18 protein-coding genes are annotated in these 24178 nt (G+C 25.1%); 15 read left to right on the forward strand and 3 right to left on the reverse strand.

Annotated elements, in window-relative coordinates; all coding sequences use genetic code 11:
* Positions 1 to 7 precede the first annotated feature (7 nt).
* Positions 8 to 271 (forward strand): 30S ribosomal protein S20, encoded by a 264-nt coding sequence (rpsT, locus tag BUCNMO_RS00645; protein WP_158344663.1) that lies wholly within the window; start codon positions 8 to 10, stop codon positions 269 to 271.
* Between the two features lie 120 nt (positions 272 to 391).
* Here the strand turns inward: rpsT and dnaJ are convergent, their stop codons facing one another.
* Both dnaJ and dnaK read right to left on the reverse strand, forming a co-directional pair.
* Positions 392 to 1537, reverse strand: coding sequence for a molecular chaperone DnaJ (dnaJ, locus tag BUCNMO_RS00650; RefSeq protein ID WP_158344665.1), 1146 nt, complete (start codon positions 1535 to 1537; stop codon positions 392 to 394).
* Positions 1538 to 1658: 121 nt separating this feature from the next.
* A complete protein-coding gene (gene dnaK, locus BUCNMO_RS00655) occupies positions 1659 to 3575 on the reverse strand; it encodes a molecular chaperone DnaK (protein WP_158344667.1) in 1917 nt (638 codons plus the stop codon).
* 919 nt (positions 3576 to 4494) lie between these two features.
* Here dnaK and ndhC point away from each other — a divergent pair.
* The 14 genes from ndhC to folC all read left to right on the forward strand — a co-directional run bounded on the left by ndhC (position 4495) and on the right by folC (position 22089).
* Positions 4495 to 4893, forward strand: a complete 399-nt coding sequence (gene ndhC, locus BUCNMO_RS00660; protein WP_158344669.1) for an NADH-quinone oxidoreductase subunit A — start codon at positions 4495 to 4497, stop codon at positions 4891 to 4893.
* Between the two features lie 134 nt (positions 4894 to 5027).
* Positions 5028 to 5699 (forward strand): NuoB/complex I 20 kDa subunit family protein, encoded by a 672-nt coding sequence (locus BUCNMO_RS00665; protein ID WP_158344671.1) that lies wholly within the window; start codon positions 5028 to 5030, stop codon positions 5697 to 5699.
* Between the two features lie 131 nt (positions 5700 to 5830).
* Positions 5831 to 7609: an NADH-quinone oxidoreductase subunit C/D gene (gene nuoC, locus BUCNMO_RS00670; protein WP_158344673.1), complete on the forward strand. Its 1779-nt coding sequence runs from the start codon at positions 5831 to 5833 to the stop codon at positions 7607 to 7609.
* 42 nt (positions 7610 to 7651) lie between these two features.
* Positions 7652 to 8116 (forward strand): NADH-quinone oxidoreductase subunit NuoE, encoded by a 465-nt coding sequence (gene nuoE / locus BUCNMO_RS00675; RefSeq protein ID WP_158344675.1) that lies wholly within the window; start codon positions 7652 to 7654, stop codon positions 8114 to 8116.
* On the forward strand, positions 8113 to 9447 hold the full coding sequence (gene nuoF / locus BUCNMO_RS00680; RefSeq protein WP_158344677.1) for an NADH-quinone oxidoreductase subunit NuoF: 1335 nt from the start codon (positions 8113 to 8115) through the stop codon (positions 9445 to 9447). Before nuoE ends, nuoF begins: the two co-directional genes overlap by 4 nt.
* A 105-nt stretch (positions 9448 to 9552) precedes the next feature.
* Positions 9553 to 12285 carry an NADH-quinone oxidoreductase subunit NuoG gene (gene nuoG / locus BUCNMO_RS00685; protein ID WP_158344679.1) on the forward strand — a complete coding sequence of 911 codons (2733 nt, stop codon included), beginning with the start codon at positions 9553 to 9555 and terminating at the stop codon, positions 12283 to 12285.
* On the forward strand, positions 12282 to 13262 hold the full coding sequence (gene nuoH, locus BUCNMO_RS00690; protein ID WP_158344681.1) for an NADH-quinone oxidoreductase subunit NuoH: 981 nt from the start codon (positions 12282 to 12284) through the stop codon (positions 13260 to 13262). Before nuoG ends, nuoH begins: the two co-directional genes overlap by 4 nt.
* Before the next feature lie 2 nt (positions 13263 to 13264).
* Positions 13265 to 13804, forward strand: a complete 540-nt coding sequence (gene nuoI / locus BUCNMO_RS00695) for an NADH-quinone oxidoreductase subunit NuoI (protein ID WP_158344683.1) — start codon at positions 13265 to 13267, stop codon at positions 13802 to 13804.
* 9 nt (positions 13805 to 13813) lie between these two features.
* Positions 13814 to 14299, forward strand: coding sequence for an NADH-quinone oxidoreductase subunit J (nuoJ, locus tag BUCNMO_RS00700; RefSeq protein WP_158344685.1), 486 nt, complete (start codon positions 13814 to 13816; stop codon positions 14297 to 14299).
* A gap of 78 nt (positions 14300 to 14377) precedes the next feature.
* Entirely contained in the window at positions 14378 to 14680 is a 303-nt protein-coding gene (gene nuoK, locus BUCNMO_RS00705; protein WP_158344687.1) for an NADH-quinone oxidoreductase subunit NuoK, read from the forward strand.
* Complete coding sequence (gene nuoL, locus BUCNMO_RS00710; RefSeq protein WP_158344689.1) at positions 14677 to 16515, forward strand: NADH-quinone oxidoreductase subunit L; 1839 nt, start codon at positions 14677 to 14679, stop codon at positions 16513 to 16515. The genes nuoK and nuoL overlap by 4 nt, the downstream gene beginning before the upstream one ends.
* A gap of 146 nt (positions 16516 to 16661) precedes the next feature.
* Complete coding sequence (locus tag BUCNMO_RS00715) at positions 16662 to 18137, forward strand: complex I subunit 4 family protein (RefSeq protein ID WP_160118317.1); 1476 nt, start codon at positions 16662 to 16664, stop codon at positions 18135 to 18137.
* Between the two features lie 62 nt (positions 18138 to 18199).
* Complete coding sequence (locus BUCNMO_RS00720) at positions 18200 to 19663, forward strand: NADH-quinone oxidoreductase subunit N (protein ID WP_232037633.1); 1464 nt, start codon at positions 18200 to 18202, stop codon at positions 19661 to 19663.
* Between the two features lie 1160 nt (positions 19664 to 20823).
* Positions 20824 to 22089 carry a bifunctional tetrahydrofolate synthase/dihydrofolate synthase gene (gene folC / locus BUCNMO_RS00725; protein WP_158344694.1) on the forward strand — a complete coding sequence of 422 codons (1266 nt, stop codon included), beginning with the start codon at positions 20824 to 20826 and terminating at the stop codon, positions 22087 to 22089.
* Positions 22090 to 23048: 959 nt separating this feature from the next.
* Here folC and BUCNMO_RS00730 read toward each other — a convergent pair.
* Complete coding sequence (locus tag BUCNMO_RS00730; protein WP_158344697.1) at positions 23049 to 23996, reverse strand: ribose-phosphate pyrophosphokinase; 948 nt, start codon at positions 23994 to 23996, stop codon at positions 23049 to 23051.
* Between the last annotated feature and the right edge of the window lie 182 nt (positions 23997 to 24178).

A 24178-nucleotide genomic window follows, 5' to 3' on the forward strand; every position in this document is an offset into this window, starting at 1 on the left:
TACGTATATGGCCAATATAAAATCGTCTAAAAAACATATTAAAACATCAAAAAAACGTAAAATACAAAATACTAGCAAACGATCTACAATTAAAACTTTTATAAAAAAAGTGCGAAATTCTATAAATAATAATAATAAAATAGAAGCATTACATTTTTTCAAAATATTTCAATCACTTATAGATAAACATATAACTAAAGGATTAATGCATAAAAATAAAGGATCAAGGTATAAATCTTCCTTAAATACACAAATAATGCAATTAAAATAAGCATCATATATTTAGTAATAGTATTAAATAACAAAACACAAATTATTATGTACTTTTTTTATAAAGTATTGCCTCCGTTCTTTATTAAGTAGATATGCTTTGGAAGCAATACTTTAAATATTACATTGTATATCGTGTTAAATCATCAAAAAATTTTTTAACTCCATCAAAAAATCTTTTAGATTTAGGAGTATTTTTTTCACCTTTAAATCCATTAAAACTTTTTTCTAATTCATTTAATAGAAGTTTTTGTTGATCATTCAAATTAACCGGAGTTTCTACAATTACTCGACATAATAAATCTCCTGTATATCTGTTACGTACAGATTTTACTCCTTTATTACGAATTTTAAACAATTTTCCTGATTGTGTTTCAGGAGGAATTTTAAGTTTAATTTTTCCATTTAATGTAGGAACTTCAATTTCCCCTCCTAAAGCAGCCATTGAAAAATTTATAGGAACTTCACAATATAAATTATTTTCTTCACGTTCAAAAATAGGATGTTTAATTACTGTTATTTGAACATATAAGTCACCTGAAGGAGCATTACGTTCACCCGCCTCTCCTTCATTTTGTAATCGAATTCTATCATCAGTATCTACTCCTGGAGGAATTTTAACTGATAAAATTTTAATTTGTTTTGTTCTTCCATTTCCCTTACAAGAACGACATGGATGAGCAATAAAATATCCTTTACCATAACAATTAGGACACGTTTGTTGAACAGTAAAAAATCCTTTTCTTGTGTGTATTTTACCTTTTCCACGACAAGTAGTACAATTTTTAGTTTTAGTAGTAGCATTAGAACCACTACCAAAACAAGTATTACATTTCTGATAAGTAGAAATTTTTATCTCTTTAACTATTCCTCTAACAGCTTCTTCTAACGTTAAATTAATATTATATTGTAAATCAGAACCTCGAACATTTTGACTTTTACTATTATTTCCAAAAATATCTCCAAACACTTCTCCAAAGATATCACCAAAATCTGTTGCATTAGTGAAACTTCCACTAAAAGAATTACTAGTAGCATTAGAATCAAAAGCTGAATGCCCATATTGATCATACGCTGCTTTTTTTTGAGAATCAGTTAAAATTTCATATGCTTCTTTTACTTCTTTAAATTTATCTTCTGCTTGTTTATCCCCTTGGTTGCGATCAGGGTGATATTTTATAGCTAGACGTTTATAAGCTTTCTTTATTTCTCTTTCACTTGCTGATTTCTGAATACCTAAAGTTTGATAATAATCTCTTTTCGCCATTCTTATCTTTCCTACTTTTACATGAATACACGGGTTCAGACAAACCCTGATACCCGTGTAATAATTTATTGGCGGCCTTTTGAAAATACATAATGATCTAATAATAATAACTATAACAATACTACTCTTTAGAATTTTTGACTTCTTCAAATTCAGCGTCTACAATATTATCTTCTTTTTTCACAGTAGATGATTTGTTTGTTTCATTTGTTGTGTTATTAGTTTCTTGATCCTTAAACTTCATAAGTTTAGAAGAAAGTTTAAGTACTAATTGTATTTTGTTTTCTATTTCTGATTTATTCTCACCTTGCAAAGATACATTTAATTCACTTAACGCTGATTCTATTTCATTTTTATCTTGTAGTTCAAGTTTATTCCCAAATTTTGTTAATTCCTTTTTGGTATTATGAGAAATTTGATCCCCTTGATTTCGTATTTGTACTAATTCTTCAAATTTTTTATCAGAAATTTCATTTTCTTTTGCATCTTGTATCATTTTTTTAATTTCATTTTCATCTAAACCAGAAGATGCTTTAATAGTAATTTTTTGTTCTTTATTCGTATTTTTATCTTTAGCTGATACATGTAAAATACCATCAGAATCTATATCAAAAGTCACTTCTATTTGGGGTATACCTCTAGGTGCAGGTTGAATTCCATCCAAATTAAATTGACCTAATGATTTATTATCTTTAGATCGTTTACGTTCACCTTGCAGTATATGAATAGTAACTGCAGATTGATTATCTTCTGCAGTAGAAAATACTTGACTATGTTTTGTAGGCACAGTAGTATTTTTACTAATAAGAGGGGTCATAATACTACCCATGGTTTCAATACCAAGAGATAAAGGAGTGACATCTAGCAATAAAACATCTTTCACTTCTCCAGATAATACACCTCCTTGTACCGCTGCTCCTACTGCTACAGCTTCATCTGGATTTACATCTTTTCTAGGATCTTTACCAAAAAAATTAGCTACTTTTTTTTGTACTAAAGGCATACGTGTTTGGCCGCCTACTAATATGATATCATCAATATCGGATGCAGATAATTTAGCATCTTTTAATGCTACTTTAAGCGGACTAATAGATTTATTGACTAAATCTTCTACTAATGACTCTAGTTTAGACCTAGTTACTTTAATATTCAAATGTTTGGGACCACTTGCATCAGCAGTAATATAAGGTAAATTTACATCTGTTTGTTGTGCAGAAGAAAGTTCTATTTTTGATTTTTCTGACGCTTCTTTTAAACGTTGCATAGCAAGAGGATCATTTTTTAAATTTATACCTTGTTCTTTTCTAAATTCAGAAACTAAATAATTAATTAATCTACTATCAAAATCTTCCCCTCCAAGATGAGTATCACCGTTAGTTGCTAATACTTCAAATGTTTTTTCTTTATCAACATCATCTATTTCTATAATAGAAATATCAAAGGTTCCACCACCCAAATCATACACTGCTATAGTTCTATTACCTTTACTTTTATCTAACCCATAAGCTAAAGCTGCAGCAGTAGGTTCATTAATAATTCTTTTTACTGTTAAACCAGCAATTTTCCCAGCATCTTTTGTTGCTTGTCGTTGAGTATCATTAAAATAAGCAGGAACGGTAATCACTGCTTCTGTAACAGATTCTCCTAAATAATCTTCTGCAGTTTTTTTCATTTTTTTTAAAACTTCAGCAGATATTTGTGGAGGCGCTATTTTTTGATTTTTAACGTCAATCCAAGCATCACCATTAGAAGATTTCACAATTTTATAAGGCATAATTGCGATATCTCTTTGAACTTCTTCGTCTTGAAATTTTCTACCTATCAAACGTTTAATAGCAAATAAAGTATTTTGAGGATTAGTAATAGCCTGTCGTTTAGCAGGTTGGCCAACTAATGTTTCTCCTTCTTTAGTATAAGCTATAATGGAAGGTGTCGTTCTATCGCCTTCAGAATTTTCTAAAACTCGAGCTTTATTGTTGTCCATTACGGCAACACAAGAATTAGTGGTCCCTAAATCAATACCTATTATTTTACCCATGAAGTTCTCCATTAATTAAATTTTTATGTACCTTCTCAAAAAACATCTATTTTAGCTAATTTTAAAAAGATTTTTTTAAAAAAAATAGTCCATCTAACACACTTATACATCAACTCATTTCCTCTGCTAGAGCTAGTGGTAGCGACAGCTAATAAAAAGAAGTTTTTTTCCCGACAACCTAAATAGAAGGAGTTCTTTCGTATATTTCTCAAGCAAAGACTCAGACCTTCTTATTTCCCAATTGGGTTTTTGTTTCAGTCTCGACTGCCAGTTGCCATCAGAGGTTGGGTTTGTTTTCGGTTATGATCTTTTATTGCTATGATTCAAATAAAACGTCTCGAATATTCATTATATTGGGGTCATTTTAAAAAATCTCAAGGGTTAATGTAAAAAAATATTAAAAATTTTTCTTTTTGTATGAAAAGAAATAGAGGATATTTATTCTTATATGATGAGCTAAGGTACTCTGTTTTAAGATTGAAAATTAATCTTTTAAGTGTATCTATAGCCTATAGGAATAGAACAAAAAAAATACTAAATTGAAATCTCGGCGATAGTGCTGTCAGAATAGACGGAAATATAAAAGGTTACAGTTAATCATAGAATTTTTTCATTTAATATTTCGTATATATACGTAAAAAAATTTGCTTTGTTAAAATTAATTGTAAAAAATTTATTGTCTACTTCTTATCTTAATTTTTACTGTAGAAACTTATGTATTATGTTTATTTTTTTAAAAAATGTTAGTTATTTTAAAAAAAGTATTTAAAAATTTCATGTCTAAATGGAAATTAAAGTAATTATATCGTTAGTAGTGTGTGCTAAAGTACATTAAATTAATTAATTTGTTATTGTTAAATTTCATTAGTTTTAGTATTTTTGTTTACTTAATATAATTTATAGGTGGATTATACAATTTATGAACAATTTAGAAACCAGTACTCAATATATGTTAGAATATTATACTCTTGGTGTCTTTTTTTTATTTTCTATGTGTTTATGTGTAGGGATGTTAGTTATAAGTTATACGTTAGGTGGAAAATCTTACGGTAGATTTAAAAATGTTCCATTTGAATCAGGAATAATTTCAGTTGGAGACACCAATCTAAAATTTTCTATACATTTTTATTTAATGGGAATGTTTTTTTTAATATTTGATGTAGAATCAATATATATATATATTTGGTCTATCAGTTATTATAAATTAGGGTGGTTAGTATTTTCAGAAATGTTTATGTTTATTTTTTCATTATTACTTGGTTTATTTTATTTAAGTCGGATAGGATCTTTAGATTGGGTTGATAAAAAATTAACTTAATATTTTTCGGGAAATTACTGTTTAATATTATTTTTAGTATTATTACTAGTAACAAATATTTTATATTTTGCTAAAGTGTTTTGATTTAATTTATACACAAAAATATTTAAATATTAAATTATAGAGTATTGTAGATGAAATATACGTTAACTAAAATTCATAATAACAATTATATTAATAGTTTACCAAATAAAGACAATCAAGTAGTCGATCCTTTAAAAGTATTGTTTAAAAAAAATGTATTTTTAGGTACATTAAAAAAAATGGCACATTGCTTAGTAAACTGGGGTAGAAAGAATTCTTTGTGGCCTTATAATTTTGGTTTATCTTGTTGTTATGTAGAAATGGTAACTGCATTTACAGCAGTTCATGATGTTGCAAGATTTGGTTCAGAAGTATTGAGAGCCTCTCCACGACAAGCTGATTTTATGGTTATAGCAGGAACTCCTTTTATTAAAATGGTTCCAGTAATTAAGAGACTATATGATCAAATGCTAGAACCCAAATGGGTGATTTCTATGGGAGCCTGCGCTAATTCTGGGGGTATGTATGATATATATTCTGTTGTACAAGGAGTAGATAAATTTCTTCCAGTAGATGTTTACATTCCAGGGTGCCCTCCTAGACCAGAAGCGTATATACAAGCTTTGCAATTATTACAAAATTCAATTCATCATGAAAGAAGACCTTTATCTTGGATAGTAGGAGATCAAGGTATTTATAAGGCTAATTTACAATCTCAAAAAGAATTAAAAAAACATAGTAGATTTATTCAAAAAAATTTTTCTACAGGAGAAAAAATTTAATTTCTGTTTTTATTATGAAATAAATATTCTAATATTATTAAATTACTTTTTATTACAATATTGATTGTATTGATAAAATCTATTGGAATGAAATATTACCAATATCGTTATTAACAATAGGTATGTAGATAATGTTGATATCAGAAAAAATTAGTAATAAAAAACATTTAGATGATCCGTTAATTCAGGAATTATTTCTAAAATTTAAAGAGAATAATTTTTTTATTCAATCTACTCGTATTGGATTTCCAGTACTTTGGATTAATCGTGACATATTATTATCAGTAATTATTTTTTTACAACAATTAAAAAATCCTTACAATATGTTATTTGACTTACATGGTATAGATGAACGTTTGAGATTACATCGTTCTAAATTACCTAAAGCTGATTTTTCAGTATTTTATCATTTAATATCTTTAAATAGAAATAAGGATGTATTATTAAAAGTGTTTTTAAGTAATAATGATTTAAGGTTGCCAACTATTACTAATATTTTTCCAAATGCAAATTGGTATGAGTGTGAAACATGGGAAATGTTTGGTATTGTTTTTACAAATCATCCATACTTAAGGCATATCATTATGCCTAAATGGTGGGAAGGTTTTCCTTTAAGAAAAGATTATCCAGCTAGAGCTACGGAGTTTGATCCATATATTTTAACTAAAACCAAAGAAGATTCAGAGATGGAATCTTTAAAGTTTAAACCAGAATTATGGGGTATGAAAAAAAAAGGATTAAATTCGGATTATATGTTTTTAAATTTAGGACCGAATCATCCGTCTTCTCATGGAGTTTTTAGAATAATTTTACAATTAGATGGTGATAAAATTGTAGATTGTGTACCTGATATTGGATATCATCATCGGGGAGCAGAAAAGATGGCAGAGCGTCAATCTTGGCATAGTTTTATACCTTATACTGATCGTATAGAATATTTAGGTGGATGTGTTAATGAAATGCCTTATATTTTAGCGGTAGAAAAATTGGCAGGTATATTAGTTTCTGAGAGAATTAAATTTATTCGAGTAATGTTGTCAGAATTATTTAGAATTAATAGTCATTTATTGTATATTTCTACTTTTATTCAAGATTTAGGATTAATGACTCCTGTTTTTTTAGCTTTTACAGATCGTCAAAAAATTTACGATTTAATTGAAGCAATTACTGGTGCTAGAATGCATCCAGCATGGTTTCGTATAGGCGGATTAGCTCATGATTTACCTAAAGGATGGAATATTTTGTTAAAAAAGTTATTAAAATGGCTTCCAAAGCGTTTAAAATTATACACAAAAGTAGCTTTAAGAAATAGTATTCTAGTTAGTCGTTCTAAAGGTGTAGCAATATATTCTGCAAAAGAGGCTTTGAATTGGGGTGTTACAGGTGCAGGCTTAAGGGCTACTGGAATAAATTTTGATATTAGAAAATCTAGACCTTATTCAGGTTATGAACATTTTACATTTGATGTTCCAATAGGAAATGGTGTTAGTGATGCTTATTCTAGAGTAATGTTAAAAGTAGAAGAAATATATCAAAGTTTGTCTATTCTCGACCAATGTTTAAACCATATGCCAGAAGGACCTTTTAAGATTGATCACCCTTTAACTACTCCCCCACCTAAAGAGTGTGTATTAAACCATATTGAAAGTATGATTCATCATTTTCTACAAGTTTCTTGGGGGCCTGTAATGCCTTGTAATGAATCTTTTCAAATGATAGAAGGTACTAAAGGAGTTAATAGTTATTATTTAACTAGTGACGGTGGCACTATGAGCTATAGAACTAGAATTAGAACGCCTAGTTTTCCACATTTACAACAAATACCTTATGTTATTAAAGGTAGTTTAATATCAGATTTAATTGTGTATTTAGGCAGTATTGATTTTGTAATGTCAGATGTAGATAGATAATTAATTTAACTTTATAAAATATATATAAAAAATGTAATATTTATGCTAACTAATAAAGAACGAATGTTAATAGAATGTAAAAAAAAATCTTATGCTAATTCTAAAGCAGCTTCAATTGAAGCATTAAAAATTGTTCAAAGAAGAATAGGATGGGTTCCTAAACAGGCTATTATTGATATATCAGAAATTTTGAAAGTGTCAATTTCTGAAATAGAAAGTATAGCTACTTTTTACAATCAAATTTTTAGAAAACCTGTTGGTAAAAACATTATACGATACTGTGATAGCGTTGTGTGTTACGTAATGGGTTATGAAAAAATTAAAAAAGTTTTAATAGATACATTAGGAATTACAATAGGAGAGACTACTGTTGATAATCAATTTACTTTATTGCCTGTATGTTGTTTAGGTAATTGTGATAAAGCTCCGACTATTATGATAAATCAAAATATTTATTCAAATGTATCTGATGTATCTATAATAAATTTACTGGAATCTTACAAATGAAAAAACAAATTGTACAAGAAGAAACACATCCATTAACTTGGAGGATCAGAAATAATTCTAAAACTGTGTGGATTCAGGAGTATAAAAATAAATTAGGATATATAGCATTAAAAAATACTTTAAAAGATATGTCACCTAAAGATGTTGTAAATGTTGTTCGAAGATCAGAACTTAGAGGTAGAGGAGGAGGTGGTTTTTGTACAGGGATTAAATGGGAATTAATATTAAACAATAAAAATAATGATATTTGTTATTTAATATGCAATGCTGATGAAATGGAACCTGGAACGTATAAAGATAGGTTTTTAATGGAGCGGATTCCTCATTTATTAATTGAAGGTATAATTTTAAGCTCCTTTGCTTTAGGAGCATCTTGTAGTTACATTTTTTTAAGAGGGGAATATGTTGAATCAGAATATATTTTAGAAAAAGCTATTTTAGAAAGTAGGAACTCAGGTTATATAGGTAAAAATATTCTTGGAAGTGGTTTTGACTTAGAAGTTTATATACATACAGGTGCAGGTCGTTATATTTGCGGAGAAGAAACTGCGTTAATAAATTCTTTAGAAGGTAAAAGAGCAAATCCTAGATTCAAGCCACCTTTTCCAGGTATTTCTGGTTTATGGGGTAAACCTACTTGCGTAAACAATGTTGAAACTTTATCTAATATACCAGGAATTATGTTATATGGAGTTGATTGGTATAAAAAGTTGTCTTATAGTAATGATACTGGTACAAAATTAATGGGGTTTTCTGGTAGAGTAAATAATCCTGGTGTATGGGAAGTACCTTTTGGAATAACTGCAAGAGAAATTTTAGAAAAGTATGCTGGAGGAATGCAAGATGGATTTACTTTTAAAGCTTGGCAACCTGGAGGCGCAAGTACTGATTTTTTAACTTTTAATGAAATAGATACACCTATGGATTTTGAGAATATACAAAAAGTAGGTAGTCGTTTAGGTACTGGTTTAGCAATGGTAGTTGATGATTCTATTAATATGGTATCCCTTGTATTAAATATTGAACGTTTTTTTTCTAGAGAATCGTGTGGATGGTGTACTCCTTGTCGTGAAGGATTACCTTGGATTGTAAAAATATTGGAAGATATAGTGCAAGGTATAGGACGATCTGGAGATATTGAAATATTAGAAGAACTATGCAGTAATCTTAGCTCTGGTAAAGCATTTTGTGCACACGCACCAGGTGCTATAGAGCCATTACAAAGTGCTATTAAATATTTTAGAAAAGATTTTGAATTAGGCATTAACGTGAATATAAAAAATCGTTTAGATATTGTTTCTGGTATTCAGTGTAATTTTATAACAGGTTAATATTTTACAACTTAATTTTTAATAAAAAATTCAGTTACTGTAACATAATAATAATATTATTGTTATTTTAAATATTTTATTTATTCTTTTGGAAGTATATTTAATATGACTATTATTTATATAGATAATAAAAAATATGAAGTAGATGATTTAAAAAATGTACTGCATAATTGTTTATTATTAGGTAAAGATATTCCTTATTTTTGTTGGCATCCATTGTTAGGTAGTGTAGGTTCTTGTCGTCAATGTGCTATTAAATTATATAGTAATAAAAATGATAAAGTAGGTCGTGTAGTAATGGCGTGTATGACACCTTCAAAAGATGGAATTAAAGTGTCTATTCAAGATAAGGATGTACAAAAATTTAGGAGAAGTATAATAGAATTATTAATGTTAAATCATCCCCATGATTGTCCAGTATGTGCAGAGGGCGGTAGTTGTCATTTACAGGATATGACTGTAATGGCTGGTCATTTGTATCGGAGGTATCGTTTTCCCAAAAGAATTTATAAAAACCAATATTTGGGGCCTTTTATTTCACATGAAATGAATCGTTGTATACATTGTTATCGTTGCGTAAGATATTATAAAGATTATGCTCAAGGTACAGATTTTAACGTATACGGTATATCGAACAACATTTATTTTGGGCGTGTGGAAGATGGTATTTTAGAAAATGAACATTCTGGTAATTTAATAGAACTTTGTCCTACGGGAGTTTTTACTGATAAAACAAGTTTAAAAAATTATAATAGAAAATGGGACTTGCAGTATGCTCCAAGTATATGTCATTTTTGTAGTATAGGTTGTAATATTATTGTTGGAGAACGATATGGTAAGGTACAGAAAATAGAAAATAGATTTAATCCTCAAGTTAATCATTATTTTATTTGTGATAAAGGACGTTTTGGATATGGTTTTAATCACAGAGATTCAAGACCTTATAAACCTAAATATTTTACTAGTAATTCGTATAAAAATTTAACAACAAATGAAGCAATACGACTTGCTCAGAATGTTTTGAAAAAATCGAGTAAAATTATAGGTATTGGTTCTTCAAGGGCTAGTATAGAAAGTAATTATGCTTTATTAAAACTAGTTGGTAGTAAAAATTTTTCGTCAGGAATGTTACAAGATGAACAACTTTGTATGAATTACATAGTAAGTGTTTTAAACAGCAAAGAATTTCATATTCCTACGTTATATGAAATAGAAAACAATTACGATGTAGCTTTAGTCGTTGGAGAAGATTTAACTATGAATTCTCCTAGAATGGCTTTGTCTCTAAGACAAATGATTAAAAGAGTAAATAATGATGAAATTATTAATAAAAATATTGATCAATGGAACCATTTAGCTATTTTAAATATTGCGCAAAATAAAAAAAACATACTATATAACATTAATACAAATAGTACTAAATTAGATGAATTATCTAGTTGGAATTATATTACTTCTATTCCAAATCAAGTAAAATTTTTTTTAGAATTAATAAATCAAATGAACAATCAATCGATTTCTAATGATTTTTGCGATCCATTTTTAACAAAAAAAGTTTTAGAAATTGCTGAAGTATTATTAAATTCTAAAAGACCATTAATTATTTGTGGTTCACATTCTAGGAATGTTAATTTATTAAAATCTGTAGTTAAGGTAGCAACAATAATAAAAAAAATGAATGCAGAATCAGAAATAGGTGTTGTTTTATTATCAGATAACGCTAATAGTATGGGGGTGTCTTTAATTTCAAGTATTTCTATTGAAAAATCTTTAAGTATTTTTGAAAAAACTAAGAATAGTGTTTTAATCATAGTAGAAAACGATTTATATAGAATGTTTTCTACTGCAAAATTAAAAACTATTTTTAATAATAATAAAACTGTAATAGTTTTAGATCATCAAAATACTATGAGTATGATAAAAGGTAGCTTGACGTTTCCTAGTACTAGTTTTTTTGAAAGTTCAGGTACAATAGTAAATTATGAAGGCAGAGCACAAAGGTTTTTTAAAGTTTATGATCCTAACGTATATCAGAAAGATATATCTGTTATGGATAGTTGGAGATGGTTGAAGTTAATAGGAAAAAATTACTATATTACAAATAATACTTGGAACAATTTAGATGATATAATAAATGATTATGCAAATAATATTGATCAATTTAGAAACATTCGAAAGGCAGCTCCAAATTCTTATTTTCGTATTATTAATCAAAAAATTCCTCGGTTACCTAATCGAAATAGTGGACGAACAGCATTGATGTCACATATAAATGTTCATGAGATTAAACAACCGACAGACGTAGATTCAATGTTTGCATTTTCAATGGAAGGATTTCCTAATTTTTATAAATATTCTTCTCATATTCCATTTATTTGGATGCCTGGTTGGAACTCACCTCAAGCATGGAATAAGTTAAATAGTACAAAAAATTTGAGATGTTTTAACAATGACTTAGGAATACAATTATTTGATAAAAAATATATTGCACCTAATGTTGATTGTAAAATTGACCAAAAAAAAGTTTACGAACGTGATGGATTGCGAATAATAATTTATTATTTATTTTTTGGTAGTGAAGAAATAACTCAATATTCTTCATTAATTAAGACTTTAATTCCTAAAACGATAGGTTTAATTAGCTTTGAGGATTCAAAAAGGTTGCAATTAAAGCATAATGCCCAAGTACAATTTAATTGTTTTGGAAGTTTGTTTTCTATTAAATTAAAGATATCTAATAATTTTCCAGTAGGTTATATAGGTTTACCTTTGGGTAAAATAGGGATGCCTTTAAGTTTATTAGGCCAAGCAATTAATTTTTTAAAGGAAGCGTTATGACTATTATTTCTTTAATTCATACTTATAGATTATTATATATTTTTTTAAAAGTTCTTTTTGTTGTTTTAGTTTTAGTAATGTTAGGTGCAATGACTAGTTTATTGGAAAGAAAATTGTTAGGTTATTTTCAAAATCGTTGTGGTCCTAATAGAGTAGGTTGGCAAGGTACATTACAGGTTTTAGCTGATATGATAAAAATATTTTTTAAAGAAGATTGGATTCCTCCTTTTAGTAAAAAGTTTATTTTTATGTTATCTCCAGTTATTACTTTTATTTCTTTTTTATTAGTTTTTATAATTATTCCATTTACTAAAAATTTTTTAGTTATTAATTTGAAAATAGGAATTTTATTTTTTTTAATGATGGTGGGTTTGTCAATTTACGCAGTATTATTAGCTGGTTGGTCTAGTAATAATAAATATGCATTATTAGGAGCTATTCGAGCATCTGCTCAAACATTGAGTTATGAAGTTTTTTTAGGGTTGTCATTAATGGGAGTCGTAGCAAGAGCTAAGTCTTTTAATGTCTATGATATTATCAATAGTCAACATTATTTGTGGAATGTTGTTCCTCAATTTTTGGGGTTTATAACATTTCTAATATCTTCCATAGCAGTGTGTCATAGGCACCCTTTTGATCAACCGGAATCTGAACAAGAACTTTCTGACGGTTATCATATTGAATATTCTAGTATGAAATTTGGGTTATTTTTTATAGCTGAATATATAGCAATTATTATAATTTCATTGTTAGCTGTAGACTTATTTTTTGGAGGATGGAGGGGGCCTTATTTTTATCCAATTGTATGGTATATAATTAAAGTTGTTTGTTTTGTTTTTGTATTTATTTTAATTAGAGCGTCTTTACCTAGACCTCGTTATGATCAAATAATGAGTTTTGCTTGGAAAGTTTGTTTACCTTTAACGTTATTAAATTTATTAATAACAATTGGTATTTTGTTATATCAAGGAATGTAAATATGTTTTTTAAAAAAATTTTTATTGGAATTACAACGCAAGTTAGAAGTATTTTTTTAATAATTTTAAATTTGTTTGCTAAAAGTGAAACAAAAATGTATCCGGAGGAACCTGTACTATTACCTCCTCGATATAAAGGTCGTATAATTTTAACATTAGACTCTACAGGAAATGAACGTTGTGTTGCTTGTGGTTTATGTTCTGCAGTTTGTCCTGCTAGCTGTATATCTTTAGAAAAAACGGAATTAAATGGAAGATGGTATGCTAAGTTTTTTCGCATTAATTTTTCTCGTTGTATTTTTTGTGGTTTATGTGAGGAAGCATGTCCAACAACTGCTATTCAATTAGTACCTGATTTTGAATTATCTGAATATAAAAGAAAAGATTTAGTTTATGAAAAATCAGATTTGTTAATTTCAGGGCCTGGTAAATACCCAGATTATAACTTTTATGAACGGTCAGGTATTAATATTGAAAGTAGTAGTAAAGGTAAATTATATAAAAAATTTAAAAAAGTGGATGTTAAAACAATATTACCTTAAGGAATTTATATGCTGTATTTGTTTTACTTTTTTGGTATTATATCTATTATCTCAACAACGTTAGTAATTATTCAAAATAGACCTATGTATGCTTTATTATATTTGATAATTTCTTTCTTATCTATTACAGGTATATTCTTTTTATTAGGGTCTTTTTTTGCCGCTGCTTTAGAGATAATTATATATACTGGAGCTATAATGTTGCTTTTTGTATTTGTAATTATGTTATTGAACTTTAAAAATAAATTAATTACACAAAAAATTAAATGGATTCAATTTGTTTGTTGGGGAAGAGGTTTGTATCTATTCATAACTTTTGTTGTTGTAATGGTGTATATACTTTCTTCTACAGAGAATAAATACAATTTATTAAATATTGTTATTGATACTAAAACAGTTGGAATTGATTTATTTAATAGTTATTCTTTAATTGTTGAAATGTCTTCAATGTTATTGCTAGCAGGGTTAGTTGTAGTTTTTCATTTAGGGCAATAGCTTATTATTGAATAACACAATTTTTTTTGCTAATAATAAATTGTTAAAATTATTAAAATTAAAAAATCAGGAAACTTTATGATTCCACTATTTCACGGATTAGCTTTATCAATTATATTATTTGCGTTAGGAATAATAGGAATTATAATACGACGTAATTTGTTTTTTATTTTAATTAGTATAGAGATTATAACAAATGCTATGTCATTATTTTTTATATTGGTAGGTAATTATTTTAGACATTCTTTTGGTCAAATAATGTATATGTTTATCATAACTGCAACAGCTGTAGAAGTAAGTGTATCTTTATCTTTATTGCTTCAATTATATAAGTTTCATAAAACGTTGAATGTAGACTGTTTAAGTGAGATAAAAAAATGAGTATTATTTATTTAACTATTTTTTTTCCATTAGCAGGTTTTATATTGTTAACAATTTTAAATACTTGGATTTCTAGAAAGTTTTCTTGCATTATAGGTGTGAGTACAATATTTATTGCGTTATTGTCAGTTATTTATATAAATAAAATATTGTTTAGTAGATATAATTTTTGTATAGAGCAGAAATTATTTAATTGGATTAATTTAGGGCAGTTAAATATTAGTTTAAGTATTTTAATAGATCAATTATCTCTAACAATGCTAACTATGGTAATAGCAATAGGATTCATAATACATCTTTTTTCTTGCTGGTATATTAAAGAAAAAATATCATTTTTTTTTGCTTATACAAATTTATTTATTTTTAGTATGACAATTTTAATATTATCTAGTAATTTTGTATTAATGTATTTAGGGTGGGAAGGTGTAGGAATTTGTTCGTATTTACTAATTGGTTTTTATAATAAAAAGTTAACTAATGGTTTATCGGCTATGAAAGCATTTTTATTTGCTAAAATTAGTGACATATTTTTAATAATAGGTATTTTATTTATTTATGTTACATTTAGTTCATTTAATTTTAAAACATTAGAAATGTTAGTAAATTATAAATACATTGTATATGATACAACGATAATTAACGTTATTACAATATTGTTATTATTAAGTGCTATGTCTAAATCAGCACAAATTTCTTTACATACTTGGTTAATTGACGCAATGGTTGGACCTACTCCTGTATCAGCTTTGATACATGCGGCTACAATGGTTACTGTTGGTGTTTATTTAATTGCTAGAAATTATTATTTTTTTGTGTTAAATCCAAATATTTTAGTTGTAATATCTTTAATTGGACTTTTAACATTGATTATGGCTAGTTGTTTAGCTTTAATACAAAACAACATAAAAAAAATATTAGCTTATTCTACAATTAGTCAAATTGGGTATATGTTTTTAGGATTAGGTGTTCAGGCATGGAGTGCTTCAATTATACATTTATTAGTGCACGCAGTTTTTAAAGCATTACTTTTCTTGTCTGCTGGTTCAGTGATTGTTTCTTCTAGTAATGAACAAAATATTTTTAAAATGGGTGGATTATATAATAAAATACCTTTGACATATGTTGCTTTTTTATTTGGTGGAATTTCTTTAATATCAATACCGCTGATTACTTCTAGTTTTTATAGTAAAGACGAAATTTTATATAGAGTTTTGGCTATGAATCATACGGTATTTTTTTATATTAGTTTAATAGGTGTTTTTTTAACTTCTTTATATATATTTCGTTTAATTTTTAATGTATTTCATGGGAAAAAAAGTATTAAAGTAAGTAATATTTCTTATAGTTTATTACATCATGTTCCTTTATTTATTTTAATGTTGTTTTCAACTACTATTAGTATATTTATTATTCCTAAATTATCATGTTTTCCTACAGTTAAATTATTACATAACTACAATAAGTTATATACGGAAATAATTTCTAGTGTTGTATCTATTATAGGAGTATTTTGTGCTTATTTTTTGTGGAAATCGCAACAAATTAATATGAAAAGTTTTAATATTATAAAAAATAATAATAAATTATTGAATTATTACTTAACAAGATATAGTTTTGATAACATATATTATGTAATATTAATAAAGCCATTTCAAAATATAACTTATTTATTAAAAAATGATCCTTTCAAAATTTTAACAAAATGTATAGTTCGATTTATAGGTTGTTTGTATTGCATATTAACTAAAATACAAATAGGATATTTAAAATGGTACGTTTTTGTATCATTAAATAATATATTAACAATATTAATTTTTGTAATATATTTAATATGATGTTTTAAAATTTTTTATAGTTTTACAATTTGTTTATGAAAACGATAAATATTTGTAGCATTTTAACAAATAATGTTTGTTGTTATCCTACATTAGTTAAATGTATAAAATTTTATAAAAAATGTTTTTATAAGGTAGAATATAAAATGTTATTACCTTTTCTTATTGCAGTGTCTTTTTTAGGGGGTGTTGTATCTTGGATATCAGAGATATTTAACAAAAAATACGCTCGGTTAATAGCTTTAATATTTAATATATTAACATTAAGTATTTTATGTAAAATATGGATTTTATTTGATCATACTTCTAAGATGAACATACCTTTTGTTGCAAAAAAATGGTTGATGGAATTTGATGTATCTTGGATTCGTGAGTTTGGTATTGATATTCATTTAGGAATGGACCAATTATCTTTTTTATTAGTTTTATTAACAAATGTTATAGGAATATTAGCTATTTTGTGTTCTTGGAATAAAATAAAAAAAAAACAAGGGTTTTTTTATTTTAATTTTATGTTTTTAATAGCTGCGACTATGGGTATATTTTTATCTATTGATTTATTTTTGTTTTTTTGTTTTTGGGAATTAGTGATATTACCTATTTATTTTATTATTTCTATATGGGGTATTAATTTAAATAATAAAATAAATTCTGTACATATAGCTAATAGTTTTATTATTTTTTCACAAATTTCTAGTTTAATTATGTTGTTGGTGTTTTTAGGGTTAGTGATCAATTTTCATAATAAGAGTTACATTTGGTCTTTTGATTATAATACACTCATACATGTACCTTTAAATTTTAATTTAGAATATTTATTAATGCTAGGATTATTTGTTGCTTTTGCAATTAAAATACCTATTGTTCCTTTTCATACTTGGTTAATTAATGTGCATGCAGTTTCTCCTATTTCTGGATTTTTAGATTTATCTGGATTTATATTAAAAACTTCAATTTATGGATTATTGCGATTTTGTGTACCATTTTTCCCAAATGCCTCTTCGGATTTTTCTAACATTGCTATTTTTTTAGGATTGTTGACTATGTTTTATCCTGCCTTAATTGCTTTTTCAGAAACTAATATCAAACGAATAATTGCGTATATGGTTGTATCTCATACAGGAATTATGTTAATAGGTATTTATATTCATAACCAATTATCTTATACAGGCGTCATATTTCAAATATTATCTAGTGGTTTATCTATTTCTGGAATGTTTGTTTTATCAGGGTGTATATATAAAAGGTGGCATACGTATGATTTACGTAAGTTAATAGGTTTATGGAATCGTATTAAGTGGTTATCAGGTTTCTTATTATTTTTTATTATGGTTAATTTGGGTATTCCAGGAACTGGAAATTTTATTGGTGAATTTTTGATGTTATTAGGTATTTTCCAAAAATCTCCTATTATAGTGATATTAATTGGAATCGGATTAATTATATCGAGCATATATTCTATTAAAGTTATTCAATATTTTAACTATGGTTTACATTCGAAACCATGTACATCAAATGTTATGTCTATTCGAGAATTAAGTATAATAGTATTTTTAATTTCTTCTTTAATTTATATAGGTATTCATCCTGCTATTATATTAAATATAATAAATGTTATATAAAAGATTTATTGCTATGTTTTAAATAACAATTTTTAGAAGAAGGGTAAATTTTTGTGATTAAAATGACAATTATTCAATTAATAGCATTACTTCCAATAATTATATTAATGTCTGGTGTAATATTAATAATGTTAATAATTGCATGGAGAAGAATTCATTGTTTAACTGCTATTTTAAGTATTATAAGTTTATTATTAGCTTTTTTAGCTTTATTTATAGTTAATCAATTTATTCCAGTTAATGCATCTATGTTATTTTTTTTAAATAAACATTCTATTGTGAATATAAGTATGCTTCTTTTTTCAGGTGTTTTTGCTTGTATTTTTGGTTATTTTTGGTTATCAAATTTTAAATTTAATCAAGAAGAATTTTATTTATTAATATTGTTTACTATAATAGGTAGTATTTTATTAAGTATTGCTAATCATATGGTAACAGTTTTTATCAGTTTAGAATTAATATGTGTACCTATGATTGGTTTAATTAGATATTCTTACAGTGAAGAAGGTTCTTTAAATGCTGTAATAAAATATCTTATTTCTTCAGCTTTAGGTACTACTTTAATATTGTTAGGTATGGCTTTGATATATTTATCAATTGGAGATTTAAGCTTTTTAAGGATTAAGTATTTTTTAAATACTGTTTTATTTAGTAAAGATATTATTTTTTTGTGTGGATTAGCAATAATATTGTTTTCTTTTGCATTAAAATTGTCTATTGTTCCTTTTCATATATGGATTTTCGAGATATATAGAGATACTCCTTCTATTGTTTTAATTTTCTTATCTACTACAGTAAAAATAGCAATGTTTAGTTTGCTTATGAATTTTTGTTTCCATACAACATTAATAAATGTACAATTTTTTATTGTGATTGTAGAATATATGACTTTTTTATCTATGATAATAGGTAATATAATGGCAATTTTTCAAAAAGATGTAAAAGGAATAATAGGATTATCTTCTATAGGTCATATAGGCTATTTGTTAATAACAATATTTGGTATTCATAGTTATTTCTTAACTATAAAAACATCTACATTATATTTAATAGGGTATTTAATAAACAATATATGTATATTTGGTTGTATTCATTTGGTATCAAATATGTTTGTTGGAATAGATCGTAACAATTTATTAGTTTACAAAGGATTATTTTGGAAACGTCCAGTACTTGCAATATCAATGTTGATAAATTTGTTATCTTTAATAGGATTTCCAGGTACTATCGGATTTATAGGTAAATTTTATTTACTTATATTATCTATTAAAGAACATTTATGGTTATTAACTATAGGATTATTAATCGGTAGTATAATAAGTGTTTATTTTTATTTTAAAATAATAATTAACATGTTTTTAAAAAAAGACAGTGTTTTAAAAAATAATGTTAAAGTAAATGTAAATACTTGTTGTATACGTTATATATTTTGTGAGTTGTTAATATTAATACTTTCTAGTTGTGTAATAATAATTGGGTGTTATCCAAATTTTTTTAGTTTATTTTTACAATATTATAATTATTAATTAACGTTAAAAAAATTATTTAGATACATTTTTTTAAACATTTTTCTAAACATTATAAATAAGAAAATCAATAGATTTAAGTTGTTTTAATAATCGTTTACTGAAGTACAAGTATACAGAATAATTTCAAGAAAAATTTATTAAAAATATATTATAGACATTAAAAGTAAATTTTTTATATTTTTTATATGTAAATTTAGTATAAATAATACTAAAGTTGTATTTTATAATCGAAAAATTTAAATATTTATATTTTTTTTAAAAATTTTTTTCAAAAAAATAATATGCATTTTATTATATGTTATATATGGATATATAAACATCAATTTATAGTAAAAGTATAAATATATTATAATATTTTATAAAAATTTTTTTTTAAAAAACATATATTTTTTAACAGTTTTTAATATAAGAAGTATTTTTTTTGAAGAGATAATATTTTATATTTTGTAATTGTATATATTATTAATTCTTTTTTAAGAGTACATTTTTTTAAAAATTAATTTATGTATTATTTATTTTTTTTATAAATAACTTATTAATTCTGTTTTTTATTAATAAAGTATTTTCAACATTATTATGTAATATAACAATATTTTATTAAATTATTTTTTATGTTCATAATATGTATTTAATCATTAATATGGTTATATTTACTTTTAGTGAACATGTTTTATATTGCTTTTTAAATTTTTTTAAAAATTACTTATAATAAATAAGTTAGTTAGTTTAATTTGTAGAAAATTGAATTAACTAACTTTTAAAGTTATATATTTTTTTTAGCGTTGTCAATTATAGATTATAAAAACATTACTATTTTAGTAGTAAATTTTTTTTGCAAAAAAAATAGTAGATATTATGAATATAATAAATTTTTTATTTTAGAATAATTTTTTTAAAGTAAAAATATGTATTGTAATACATAATAAATAATGTTTGTTTAAACATTAATCAATTTTTTAAATAAATGTTTTAAATACAAATGTGTAAGATTTAATATATATTTAATTTTTTAAACGATCATTTATTTTTTTTAAGTCTTTAATTATTAATTTCAGGTTTTAACAATATGTGTATGTTAAATATTTTTTAGAACAATTTTTTGGTTTTTATATATTTGTGTATAATTAAGTTACTTAGTATTTTAAAGCGTATTTGTTATGAAAAAAAATGTTATCTTAATAAGAAATGATTCTTTATATAATTGGATTCAATATATTAAAAATTTCGAAAATAATGTACATAATAATTGTTTAGATCATGTAAGTAAAATTGCAAAAATGTTAAATTTGCTACCTTTATCATCTTATATTTTTATAGTTTCAGGAACTAATGGTAAAGGAAGTACTTGTTATTTTTTAGAAAAATTATTTCTTTTATCAGGTTATACAGTTGGGCTATATACTTCACCTCATTTAATAAATTACAAAGAACGTATTAGGATTAATGGAAATATTATAGATGATATTCATCATATTAAAGCTTTGAGTTTAATAGAATCAGTGAGACATGGTATAATTTTAAATTATTTTGAATTTATAACTTTATCAGCTTTAATAATTTTTAAAAAAAAAGTGTTAGATGTTATTATTTTAGAAGTTGGAATAGGAGGGAGGTGTGATCCTACTAATATTGTGGAACCTGATATATCAATTATTACTAATGTTGGATTAGATCATACTGAAGTTTTAGGGACAACATTAGATTCTATAGCAATGGAAAAATATGGCATTTTTAGAAAAAAAAAAGTTGGTATTTTAGGTGATCGTTTATTTCCTGAGTCTATTTATAGACTAGCGTTGAAAAATAAAATATTAATAAAAAAAATAGGTCAAGAATGGGAGTTACAAACCTTTCCACATACTTGGAATTTTAGATATGAAAGTTTTTATTTAAAATGTTTACCTATTCCTAAGATATCTTTAATAGGGTCAGCTACAGCATTAGCTGCTGTATTTGCTTCTAGATTTAATATTAGTAATGATATAATATCTAAGTCTTTAAATCAAATTACTCTTCCTGGAAGATTTCAAATTATTTTAAAAAATCCTTGTGTAATATTAGATGTCGCTCATAATCCGCCTGCAGCTTTATTTTTGTTACAACAGTTAAAAAATATTAGTAGTTATGGTAAACTACATGCAGTAGTAGGTATGTTAAAAAATAAAGATATAAGAAATACTTTATTGACTTTAATAGATATAGTAGATTTTTGGTATTGTGCTCCTCTTAATACTGTGAAAAGCGTTGATATAATACAATACAAAAAAATATTACCTCATAATTCTTGTTTTGTGTTTGATAGTATTAAATGTGCTTTTAATTATTCTTATATGTGTGCTAACAAAAAAGATATAATATTAGTATTCGGTTCTTTTTATGCAGTTTCTGAAATATATGTTTATTTAAAGTATTTGAAAAAATAATATTAGATATATTTTTTTAAAAAAATATCATATCTTTTACGATATATGTATAAGTACTTTAATATATAAAGTAGAATATTTATTCTAAGGTATTACATAGTCAAGTAACTAAATATTTATAGTGTATATGTAAAAATGTATTCATAATTATAAATTAGTATTCATTTTTTTTGTATTAACATAAGTTAATTGTAATTAGTTATAATAATTTTTAGTATAACTGACATTTTTCGAGTAAGTGTAAATTAAATGTAATGAACGAAAAGTGTTTAATTATTATTTTTCGAATATTTTTATAACTATAACTATAGTAATTAATATTTTATACTTTAAATTTGTACAAATATAAATTTATAGGTGGTTATCAACTTGATATAAACTGAAACAATAAAAATTTTATAATTATAATATTTACAATAGTATTAGTTAGTACTAAAAACATTTTATTTCGAATAAAAATTTTTATGTTTATAAAAGCAACAAATTTTATATATTGTTAATAATATATTTATATTTTTCTTAATTAAAGATATTATATTTGTATAATATGTTTTTTTTATTTTCAAAAATTAAATATTTAATAATTTTTATAATGAATATTTTTCCACAATGATAAATGTATACATAATATTTGTTTATTTTAATAAAATTTTGTTATTCGTAGTATGAATTATTTCTTTTTTAAATAGCTTACAATATGTTTTGTGAAATATAAAATTTTTTAATTTTATATATAGTTTGTTATTAAAATTTTATAGTTATAGGATTGTGTAATTAATAGGTATTTTTTTGTATTGTCATTTTTACACAAAATTTACATACATTATAATAATATTATCGGTTATTATTAATAATAAAAAAAATTAAATTAATAATAAAGTACACTAAAATTAAAAAATTAGTGTACTAATTTTTTTTTAAAAAATATATTAAATTATTAATAGTTAAGTCAAACATTTTTAATGTTTAAACATTTCTGATATGGATCTTTCTTGGCTAATTCTCAGAATAGCTTCAGCTAACATACCTGCAAGAGTTAATGTTCGAACGATTGATATTGATTGTATATCTTTAGACAAAGGAATGGTATCACATACTATTATTTCATCAATAACTGATTGAATTAAATTTTTCTTTGAATTTCCTGAAAATACAGGATGAGTAGCATAAGCAAATATTCTTTTTGATCCACGATTTTTTAATGCTTGTGCAGCTTTGCATAATGTATTAGCTGTATCTATAATATCATCAACTAAAATACAGTCACGGTTTGTTACATCTCCAATTACATTCATAATTTTTAATTTATTTGTAGTGGATCTACGTTTATCAATAATAGCCATATCAGTATCATTAAATAATTTAGCAATAGCTCTAGCACGTATAACTCCACCTATATCTGGTGAGACAACTATTGGATTTTTTAAATTTAGTTTAAACATATCTTTTAAAATTATAAGGCTACCAAAAACATTATCAACTGGTATATCAAAGAAACCTTGAATTTGTTCTGCATGTAAATCAACAGTTAATAATCTATCGATTCCTGTATTGGATAAAAGGTCAGCAACTATTTTAGCAGTAATGGGTACTCTTGAAGATCTTACTCTTCTGTCTTGTCGAGAGTATCCAAAATAGGGTACAACTGCAGTTATTCTTCCAGCAGAAGCTCTTCTTAAAGCATCAGCTATTACAACTAATTCCATCAGATTATCGTTTGTAGGAAAGCATGTAGATTGTACAATAAATACATCATTTCCTCTTACATTTTCATTAATTTGTACACTTATTTCACCATCACTAAAACGACTAACTAAAGCTTTTCCTAAATTAATATGTAATTTATTTGCTATAGATAGTGCTAGTTTTGGAATTGCATTACCACAAAACAATTTAATATTAGACATTATATGTTTTCCGACATTTTTTTATTGTCAACGTTAACATTGTTAGATTATAGTTATGTATTTATATGTATAGTGTATAATAGTTCGATATTATATCGAGTATTCTTTATTATTTTTGTAATATTATCTAATTGTTTTAGAATATTGATATATACTTATAAAAGATGCAAGTGTTTGCATGG

This window comes from Buchnera aphidicola (Nipponaphis monzeni) (genome assembly GCF_006741185.1).
GTDB classification, from domain to species: Bacteria; Pseudomonadota; Gammaproteobacteria; order Enterobacterales; family Enterobacteriaceae; genus Buchnera_H; species Buchnera_H aphidicola_T.

Coding starts and splice junctions, on each gene's coding strand:
- rpsT (WP_158344663.1), top strand. CDS start 8: ATGGCCAATATAAAATCGTCTAAAAAACATATTAAAACATCAAAAAAA.
- dnaJ (WP_158344665.1), bottom strand. CDS start 1,537: ATGGCGAAAAGAGATTATTATCAAACTTTAGGTATTCAGAAATCAGCA.
- dnaK (WP_158344667.1), bottom strand. CDS start 3,575: ATGGGTAAAATAATAGGTATTGATTTAGGGACCACTAATTCTTGTGTT.
- ndhC (WP_158344669.1), top strand. CDS start 4,495: ATGAACAATTTAGAAACCAGTACTCAATATATGTTAGAATATTATACT.
- BUCNMO_RS00665 (WP_158344671.1), top strand. CDS start 5,028: ATGAAATATACGTTAACTAAAATTCATAATAACAATTATATTAATAGT.
- nuoC (WP_158344673.1), top strand. CDS start 5,831: ATGTTGATATCAGAAAAAATTAGTAATAAAAAACATTTAGATGATCCG.
- nuoE (WP_158344675.1), top strand. CDS start 7,652: ATGCTAACTAATAAAGAACGAATGTTAATAGAATGTAAAAAAAAATCT.
- nuoF (WP_158344677.1), top strand. CDS start 8,113: ATGAAAAAACAAATTGTACAAGAAGAAACACATCCATTAACTTGGAGG.
- nuoG (WP_158344679.1), top strand. CDS start 9,553: ATGACTATTATTTATATAGATAATAAAAAATATGAAGTAGATGATTTA.
- nuoH (WP_158344681.1), top strand. CDS start 12,282: ATGACTATTATTTCTTTAATTCATACTTATAGATTATTATATATTTTT.
- nuoI (WP_158344683.1), top strand. CDS start 13,265: ATGTTTTTTAAAAAAATTTTTATTGGAATTACAACGCAAGTTAGAAGT.
- nuoJ (WP_158344685.1), top strand. CDS start 13,814: ATGCTGTATTTGTTTTACTTTTTTGGTATTATATCTATTATCTCAACA.
- nuoK (WP_158344687.1), top strand. CDS start 14,378: ATGATTCCACTATTTCACGGATTAGCTTTATCAATTATATTATTTGCG.
- nuoL (WP_158344689.1), top strand. CDS start 14,677: ATGAGTATTATTTATTTAACTATTTTTTTTCCATTAGCAGGTTTTATA.
- BUCNMO_RS00715 (WP_160118317.1), top strand. CDS start 16,662: ATGTTATTACCTTTTCTTATTGCAGTGTCTTTTTTAGGGGGTGTTGTA.
- BUCNMO_RS00720 (WP_232037633.1), top strand. CDS start 18,200: ATGACAATTATTCAATTAATAGCATTACTTCCAATAATTATATTAATG.
- folC (WP_158344694.1), top strand. CDS start 20,824: ATGAAAAAAAATGTTATCTTAATAAGAAATGATTCTTTATATAATTGG.
- BUCNMO_RS00730 (WP_158344697.1), bottom strand. CDS start 23,996: ATGTCTAATATTAAATTGTTTTGTGGTAATGCAATTCCAAAACTAGCA.